Source organism: Microcoleus sp. Pol12A5, assembly GCF_036701435.1.
Taxonomy (GTDB): domain Bacteria; phylum Cyanobacteriota; class Cyanobacteriia; order Cyanobacteriales; family Microcoleaceae; genus Microcoleus.
This window is the reverse complement of record NZ_JAUBQU010000180.1, coordinates 1-7,994: the sequence shown is the minus strand read 5'-3', so window position 1 is coordinate 7,994 and position 7,994 is coordinate 1. Positions and strand designations below refer to the sequence as shown.

Annotated in this window: 7 protein-coding genes and 1 pseudogene; 3 read left to right on the top strand and 5 right to left on the bottom strand. The window is 44.4% G+C overall.

The annotated features are described in order from the left end of the window. The first annotated feature begins 76 nt into the window (after window positions 1-76). Window positions 77-373 (top strand): DUF4915 domain-containing protein, encoded by a 297-nt coding sequence (locus QUA45_RS26640; RefSeq protein ID WP_333222807.1) that lies wholly within the window; start codon window positions 77-79, stop codon window positions 371-373. Between the two features lie 37 nt (window positions 374-410). Here QUA45_RS26640 and QUA45_RS26635 read toward each other — a convergent pair whose 3' ends face one another. Both QUA45_RS26635 and QUA45_RS26630 read right to left on the bottom strand, forming a co-directional pair. After that, window positions 411-1,310 carry an ABC transporter ATP-binding protein gene (locus tag QUA45_RS26635; RefSeq protein WP_333222805.1) on the bottom strand — a complete coding sequence of 300 codons (900 nt, stop codon included), beginning with the start codon at window positions 1,308-1,310 and terminating at the stop codon, window positions 411-413. 126 nt (window positions 1,311-1,436) lie between these two features. Further along, the gene (locus QUA45_RS26630) at window positions 1,437-2,210 is read right to left on the bottom strand and encodes an ABC transporter permease (protein ID WP_333101282.1); all 774 of its coding nucleotides are present in this window, start codon (window positions 2,208-2,210) and stop codon (window positions 1,437-1,439) included. 401 nt (window positions 2,211-2,611) lie between these two features. Between QUA45_RS26630 and QUA45_RS26625 the strand changes: the two genes are divergently transcribed. Both QUA45_RS26625 and QUA45_RS26620 read left to right on the top strand, forming a co-directional pair. Next, window positions 2,612-2,881 carry a hypothetical protein gene (locus tag QUA45_RS26625; RefSeq protein ID WP_333222803.1) on the top strand — a complete coding sequence of 90 codons (270 nt, stop codon included), beginning with the start codon at window positions 2,612-2,614 and terminating at the stop codon, window positions 2,879-2,881. Between the two features lie 91 nt (window positions 2,882-2,972). Then, window positions 2,973-4,293, top strand: a pseudogene (locus QUA45_RS26620) (IS4 family transposase). Between the two features lie 102 nt (window positions 4,294-4,395). Here QUA45_RS26620 and QUA45_RS26615 read toward each other — a convergent pair. The 3 genes from QUA45_RS26615 to QUA45_RS26605 all read right to left on the bottom strand — a co-directional run bounded on the left by QUA45_RS26615 (window position 4,396) and on the right by QUA45_RS26605 (window position 7,760). After that, on the bottom strand, window positions 4,396-5,439 hold the full coding sequence (locus tag QUA45_RS26615) for a hypothetical protein (protein WP_333222801.1): 1,044 nt from the start codon (window positions 5,437-5,439) through the stop codon (window positions 4,396-4,398). Window positions 5,440-5,963: 524 nt separating this feature from the next. Beyond that, complete coding sequence (locus tag QUA45_RS26610; protein ID WP_333222799.1) at window positions 5,964-6,821, bottom strand: hypothetical protein; 858 nt, start codon at window positions 6,819-6,821, stop codon at window positions 5,964-5,966. Window positions 6,822-6,833: 12 nt separating this feature from the next. Beyond that, complete coding sequence (locus QUA45_RS26605) at window positions 6,834-7,760, bottom strand: ATP-binding cassette domain-containing protein (RefSeq protein WP_333222797.1); 927 nt, start codon at window positions 7,758-7,760, stop codon at window positions 6,834-6,836. Between the last annotated feature and the right edge of the window lie 234 nt (window positions 7,761-7,994).

Sequence of the window (7,994 nt, the reverse complement as noted above, 5' to 3'; positions counted from 1 at the left end):
GTCTGACTGCTTTTTCTTTGAAGCATCTTCTCAAATCCCCTTGACAACTGCCATCCAAGCTTAACTTGTTACGAATGTGCGGGGACTGGCATTTTGGCAAAATTGGGCAATTGTTGGACTCTCGAAACATCGGGGAGGGGACAATACTTTTAGCGGTTTAGAATTGGATGAGTTGTTGGTAGCAAAGGATGCTGAGCCTCGCTGTGGTATGATGGCGATCGATTTGACTACTGGGGCGATCGTTCACTTGTTGCGGTTTGAAGGAATTGTCACAGAACTCTATGATGTGCAGGTGATTCCGGCAGTGCAAAAGCCGATGGCGTTGGGTTTTCAAACGGATGAAATTGCTCAGTTAATTACTTTGGAACTTTAACCGCAGATGTGGGCGGATGTACGCTAATGAACGCAGATTAAGATGCAGTTTGTTTGGTGACTTCGACATAAATATGTTCTAATCGCACCGGATACCGAGCGATTGAATCAATAGAAATCCCGTCGAACAGCAAAATAATCTCTTTTAATTCTAAACGTTCCGGCAGCCAAAAAGCTAAATCGCTACCGTAGCGACGGGGAATGAAACTGTATTTTTTAGCGCGGGCGATGACTTCAGCTTCTTCGTCGGTTTTTACCACGATAATTTCTTGAGCCGGAATCAGTTTTTGCAACTCTTCTAAACTACCTTCTGCTACAATACTCCCATTTTTCAGAATTCCGATTCTCTGACAAAGACGCTCAGCTTCATCTAACAAGTGAGTTGTCAGCAAAATTGTAATTCCTTCCGATTGCAATCGCTGAATTAACTCCCAAATTTCATAGCGTGCCTCAATATCTAAACCCGTTGTCGGTTCGTCTAAAATTACTAATTTAGGTTGGTGTACCAAAGCCACCGCAATATTCAAACGGCGCTGCATTCCTCCGCTCAAAGTTTCCACGGGACTTGTAGCTCTATCTGTCAAATTTACTGCTTTCAAACACTGTCTTACTTGATAGCGCCGCTGCTTGCGCTCTAAGCCGTAAATTTGAGCAAAAAAATTGAGGTTTTCTTCGCAGCTAAGGCTTTTGTAAAGCAAATTTTGTTGGGGAGCTACACCTATTAATAATTTAGTAGCTTCGGAAACAGGTTCGCCATTGATGGAAACCTGGCCGCTGTCTGCATTTAGCAAATTACATAAAATATTGATAGTTGTAGTTTTGCCCGCCCCGTTTGGTCCTAGTAAACCGTAAATTTCTCCAGCTTGGATGTGCAGTGTTAAATCTCGAAGCACTGAACGTTCGCCGTAAGACTTATTTAGCTTTTCTATTTGCAGCACTGCTTTAATTCTCCGTATTATTTTATATATTTACGGTTGTTTCTGAACGATTAAACCGCAGAGAGGGCTGAGGACCCCGAGTCTCCAGAAGAGAGAGATGAATAATTACGACATACTGAGAGCGTTTTAAAGTCTTCTTTCTACTCTCAGCATCCTGCGATAAGAAAGCCATCCGGCTACTATCATTAAAACCGCAAAGATGCACAAGAATCCGAGGTGTTCGGCAATATCAGCCAAACCTTTGCCGTCAGCCCACACGCCCATCAGCGCTTCGTTCATGTGATAAATTGGATTGTACTGGGCGAGTTCCAGCAGACTTTTGGGAAACAGCGAAGTCGGCAAAAATGCGCCTCCTAAAATCAACAAGGGGACGCCGAAAGCTGCTACTAGGGAGTTGACATCTTCTGTGCGCCTCGCAAACTGGGTGCCGAGAATAAAGCCTACACCTACATAAGATACAATACTGAGCAGAATAATCGCACATCCTAGCAGAAGAGAGCCTTGGAATTGGGCTCCTAAAAAAGAGGCGATCGTGTATACTAAAATTACCTGACCGATGCCGATGAAACTATGAGCCAGAAAAATTCCTAAAAAGTAGGAAGTTCCACTCAGCGGGGAAATAAACAAGCGTTTGAGGGTATGCTGTTCTCGCTCTGCTACTACTGTTGCTACGCTACCACCGAGACAGCTAAAAAATAAAGCTGCTCCTACTAAGCTTGCAGGTGCAGCAACTTCAAAGGCTTTTGCTGTTGTCAGTTGCGCGCGTTCTGCTAAAATTAAGGCGTTAATAATCAAGATAGAAATCGGAAAGATAGCCCAAAAAATTAAACTGCGTCTTCGCCTTCCCAATTCTATTAAAATTCGCTGCGCTACAGCGAGGGTTTCGTACCAGTATTTCATCTTAAGTTTGTTAGCATTGTTATTGTCGGCAATCAAAATAAAAAGTTAATAGTTTATGATACAGTGATGAAATAAGCTTGTCAAATAACTGTTTAAAAGGTATACCATTGAATTAACTTCAACGGATTCGTGAAAAACAGAGTAACGCAACGCAGGAAACGGCACTGCCGTTTCCTGATGTCCTATAAGGGGTAAAATCACCCAGGTTGGATCGTGAAATTACCCTCGCAAGTCCCATTGGTAACAAGTTAGAAGGGAGTAGATTTTGTCAATACCTCTTTGTGTAGAAATGTAAGTGAATAATAATGATAATCAAAAAAGGGGTAAGGGTGGGAGAGTCAGCCTGCGGCTGACTCTCCCACCAGATCACGATTATCATTATTAATAAGTTGTTGGCTTGATTGGCGTTGCACCGCCATCGAATTCTGTGGCGGGCGATCGAATTCTGTGGCGGGCGATCTATAATGGCGGGCGATCGAATTCTGTGGCGGGCGATCGATAATGGCGGGCGATCAAATTCTGTGGCGGGCGATCGAATTCTGTGGCGGGCGATCGATAATGGCGGGCGATCGATAATGGCGGGCGATCGATCCCGGGTTGCACCACAAGTACACGGCAGCGTTGCCGCGAGCGAGATCGATGGCGAGCGTTGGTACGAGCGAAGGATATAATTGACAAATAATTGAGCGATTGTGTAGGTCAGTAAATATGGCTAAAAGTCAAAAAACCAACCGTGACCACGCCAAAAAAACTACAAAACCGATGGTGGAAGACGAGGAGATTGCCTCGCAACTATCGGCATTATTAACACCAGCCATCACATCACAAGAAAATTACTACCGTCAACTGGGCTTGCGAGGGAGAATTCTTAATCTACCCTTGATGGTAGCAGCAGTATTAACCCTACTGTGGCGAGAGGTGGCTGGAGTAACAGAACTCACAAGAATGCTGGCAAGATCGGGTTTTTTGTGGTGCCGACCTACGACAGTCACTCAACAAGCAATGTCTCAAAGGTTTCTAAGTTTTCCCGCGTCCTTATTTGAGGGAGTCTTCAAAAATTTATTACCGAGTTTAAGAACCGCTTGGCACCAGAGAAACCAACGCCCTCTACCAGAAAGCATTCAATTTGCCTTGATAAAATTTTCGAGAATTTGGATAGTAGATAGTTCAACGCTCAAAGCATTATTTTGCAAGCTTAAAAGTCTGGAAGATATACCTAAAGGGCAGTTGGCAGGAAAAATGGCAACAGTCATAGATTTAATGACCAGGCTTCCTGTTGATATTTGGTTTCTGGAAAACCCGAGAGCTTCTGATGTTAAGATTGAAGAAAATATCCTGCAATTGGTGCCAAATAAAACCTTGCTCTTGCTGGATAGAGGATTTTATCATTTTAGCTTTTTGCTCAAATTAATTGAACGAGATATCCATTTAATTACTCGCTTAAAAAAAGGAGCAGCAGTTCAAGTAAAGCAAGTATTTACCAAAAGTTACGACTTGAAAGATAGTCTGATACGTTTGGGTTCGTGAACCGCAAAAACTCCATTTATTACCTTACGTCTGATTGAAGTTCGTTCGGGTAAAATCTGGCATTCTTATTTGACAAGCGTACTCGATCATCAGGTATTACCACCCTACGTCGTGGCAGATTTATATCGCAGGCGTTGGAGAATTGAAGAAGCTTTCAATACCGTAAAAAGGCTATTGGGATTAAGTTATTTGTGGACGGGTTCTCTCAACGGAATTCAATTTCAAATTTGGGGAACTTGGATATTTTATGCAATCTTGGTCGATTTAGGTGATGCCGTTGCTGACCGACTCTCTTTACCAATAGATTCGATTTCATTAGAAATGATTTACCGGGGTCTTTACCATTTTTATGTAGCCCGCCAACAACGCACCGGCAACTGACCCTATCGAGTATTTCGCTGCCCCTGAAAATAGAGATTTAGGTATTGTTAAATCTCAACGAAAGCCCAATGTTAAGTTAATTGTTGCGCCTTTCCCCGACCGACAGCGAGGCTCCGAGCGATATTTCTTTGAAACATCTTCTCAAACCCCCTTGACAACTGCCATACAAGCTTAACTTGTTACCAATGCGCAAGTCCTCTCTTAATATAACCATCGACAACACGGCTATTGAGGAGACTGCAATGCCGTTTCGCTACCCCCAAATCATCAATAATTCTCAATTAATACTAAAGTTCTTACCTCTGTAGCATCCTTGAAAAGAAGTTAAACTGGTGCGGTTTCCCTGTTCCAATTTAGTCACTAGGGAAGAAGTATTGCTACTTTCAGGGGTAGCACCCCATTTGTAGATAAAGTCGCCGAGAGAGTCTCCACTTTCTTCGTAGCTGTGCTCTTCAATTGGAATTCCCGAAACTCCTGAAATAGTTTGGTTGTGGTATCCGTTAACGATGATTTTTTCGATAACTGCGCCCGGTTCTGCGGTAATATTCCATTGCACCGGTTCGTAGGCTGAAAGTGCTAGAATTATTGGCTTGTTTCGGCGTTCTACTTTAACTTCGATCGCACTTTTTGATAAATCTCGGTTCTTGTGATCCGCATTAGCTTCGTAAACGCCTATTAAATGAAGTTCTTTGTTTCCGCTTGAGGAACCGATATAAGCTGAAAAATCGTCGGAACCGCCCAGCCCGCAGTTGGCGCCAGAACTAATTGGGGAAATAAAAGCAGCTTTTTCGGCTATTTTCTGCTGCACCGCCGGCACTACCCACAATCCGGTTCCGATGCCTAAAGCACCTATCAAAGCGGCTGCGATACCGAAAGGAAGGGCATTGGTGAGGTGGCGAACAACTGGTTTAGCTGTTACTTGAGATAAAGTTTGCTGCCAATTTTCACCAGTTTGTCGATCGGCATTCCCGCCATCGAGACAGGCCAATAAACCTAAACTTTCCGGCTGTTCGAGCAGACTTTGAACTGTTTTCCCTTCGCCGACGTAGAGATTTCTAGTTTCGGTGTCTAAAAGCAGCCAGTAGCGATCGCCCTCGCCGAGGTTGTACTCTTGTACCGCAGGATCGACTAAATCGTGCTGCAAAAACACCAGCCAAGCCATATTATTGCCAGTGCCGACTGTTTTGCCGTCGCTGGATATAAGTTGGTCGATATCGGGTTCCCAGCGCCAAGCTACCCAACGACTATCTCCTCGATAGCCGAGGGATTTTTCAAGTTGCGGATGAGCGGTTATTTCTAAGCGTTGAACTAAGTTTGACACTAGATGTCCTCCTCAAGTGCGTTAGCGAAGCCCTCGCAGAGGATCGGGTCTAGAGCAATTTTGTTCCAATTTAAAACAAATATTTTGCTCATGAAGAGCCTCCGAATAATCGGGTTAATTTTGTCTAGCTAATGTTATCAGCCGGTACTTTCCCAACCACACTGGCTTAACAAAAATATGCCTGTTGAATGGTTTAGCTTGAGCAATTGGAGCTGGCAAGCACCCGCCTGGGAATAATTTTAACCTGTGCTGATAACTAATCCTGTTACGGATTAAAGCTGGCTATTTCTCACTGCTTCTACCTGGTTGTCCAGTTTTAAAAGAGTCCTTGGCCGATAGCGTCTACAAGTTCTTAGCTTAACTTTTATTTCGCTACTCTGCTACAAAATATGCCAATCGCACCTGACATCAATATTACGCAGGCAAATAAATATTCCGGCTTTCTCGCGGGCGAACAATCCCTAAAAAAGAGACGGTTTTAGAGAAACCCGGTTTCTGTGATGAAAGTTCTGACACTTTCCCGATTACTGGCGGGGGCCATCAATCGCATCTCTAGTCGGTGCAACACCTCCAGGGCTAAAGGAACTCGGCGGCACTCTCGGAAGATTGAGATTGGGATTGGGGACTAAATCGCTGTTGCTATCGCCAGCAGTTCCACCTGTGGGAGACGCACTATTATTTGGATTGGTACTCGGCGAACTTCCCGGATTGAGATTATTCGGATTAGTATTCGGCGAAGTGCCCGGATTGGCATTATTGGGAGTGATATAGGGCGAACTTCCCGGATTGAGATTATTCGGATTGGTATTCGGCGAAGTGCCCGGATTCTGATTGGTATTCGGCAATGTTCCCTGATTGGCATTATTGGGATTGGTACTCGGCGCTGTTCCCGGATTGGCATTATTGGGATTGTTGGGATTTGCCGTCCCTGTTGGAGTAGTTATCGGCGTGCCGACACCATCTCTGGTGATAGCGTTGGGGTTCGGGGCAGCAGCCGGAGCAGCCCCATTGGGGTTATTTGCAGGAACATTGGCGGGGTTGCCCGCAACCGGAGCAGTGTTTTGGGGAGCAGCATTGCTGCCGCACAAGCTTACTAAATCAAAAGTTGTGCCACCTCGGGTTTCGATGAAGCAAACCGGCACATTTACATCGGGATTTGAGGCTCTGGGAAAATCGGCTGTTCCCGGCATGGGACGGCTAAAGGCAGCTTCAGCCATCAGTGGGGTCAAAGCCGCCGATAGAGCGGCGATTGTTCGCAATAATCTCATCAGCGTTCCCTCAAATGTTGAACTGTGTTTGATCCAGTATTGCCCAGAAACTAGAAATTGTCTTCTTCCCAAAATAGGAGCTTTGGCTACTCCTGCTGATGTAGGCTGCACCACTGAGCTTCTGAATTAAGACATTTGCATCTCAAGTAATTCCTGATGATAACGTTCCAACTCATGCGGTTGATGGATCAGCGGCTGAAGTTTGCCGTTGTGGAGTTGGTAGGCTTGTGTGATTCCAATGCGGCTCAGAAAGTCGAGGTAGTGGGAAATCACCCAGAGGGCGCTCTGAAACTCATTGACTCGATCAACAATCTGATTCACTGTTTCCAAATCCAAATTATTTGTTGGTTCATCTAAAATGAGCCAATCAATTTGAGAAATGCCGATCGCAGCCAGCCCTAATCTCGCTAACTCACCGCCGCTTAAGGCAGATGCAGGCTTGTTCACCTCATAGTTAAAAAATAGAAAATTTCCTAATTGCTGTCGCAGCAATTCATAGTCTAAGTTTGGGTTTGCCATTTGCATATTTTCTAGGACTGTCCGAGAGCGATCGACCATTTCATAGCTTTGATCGAGATATACCCCTTTTATGGCAGATTTTATGGCAATTTCACCGGCTTCTAAAATTGCTGGAGTTCGCTCCCTTCCTAGAAGGGCTTGAGCTAAACAGGATTTTACCGAGCCGTTCTTTCCAGCAATAGCAATGCGCGAGCCTGACGATACATGAAGCTGAATGTTTTTGATTAATCGGCGCTCTCCTAATCTCAAGTCAGTACCTTGGATCTCGATTAAATTTTTGTTTTTTTGACTGCATTCTTCTAATTTAACTCTGATTGTTTTCGTCGTTCTGATTTTGGTTGCGGCAACTTGATTAGTTGCTTTTTCTACGGCGAACTCGTGTTTTTTCTTAGCACTTCCTGCCATTACTTCAGCTTGTCGCTTCCACGCACCACTCGGAATGCTATCGGCACGTTTGCGACCTAGGTGGCGAGATTTAGCGGCTCGTTCTTGTTCGTGAGATGCTGATGTTTTCGCAGGGTAAGAGCGTCTCAATCATGCTTGACAAAAGGAATCCGAAGAATCTAAGATATTGTCAAGAAAACAAGAACTGATAATTTGAATCAGATAATCATTATCCATAGCTGCCCGTTTCATTTTTTGTCGAAGACTACGTTTGTAAGTAGGTTCGGAGTTGATGGCATTCAGCGCAATATAGCGTTTCTCAGAAAGATGAGGTACAATAACAGCAGTGAGTAAACCAATTCCTCATATCGGATAATGTAACTT

Excerpts from the sequence above, each read along its gene's own strand:
- QUA45_RS26630 (WP_333101282.1), bottom strand. The coding sequence starts at position 2,210 with ATGAAATACTGGTACGAAACCCTCGCTGTAGCGCAGCGAATTTTAATA.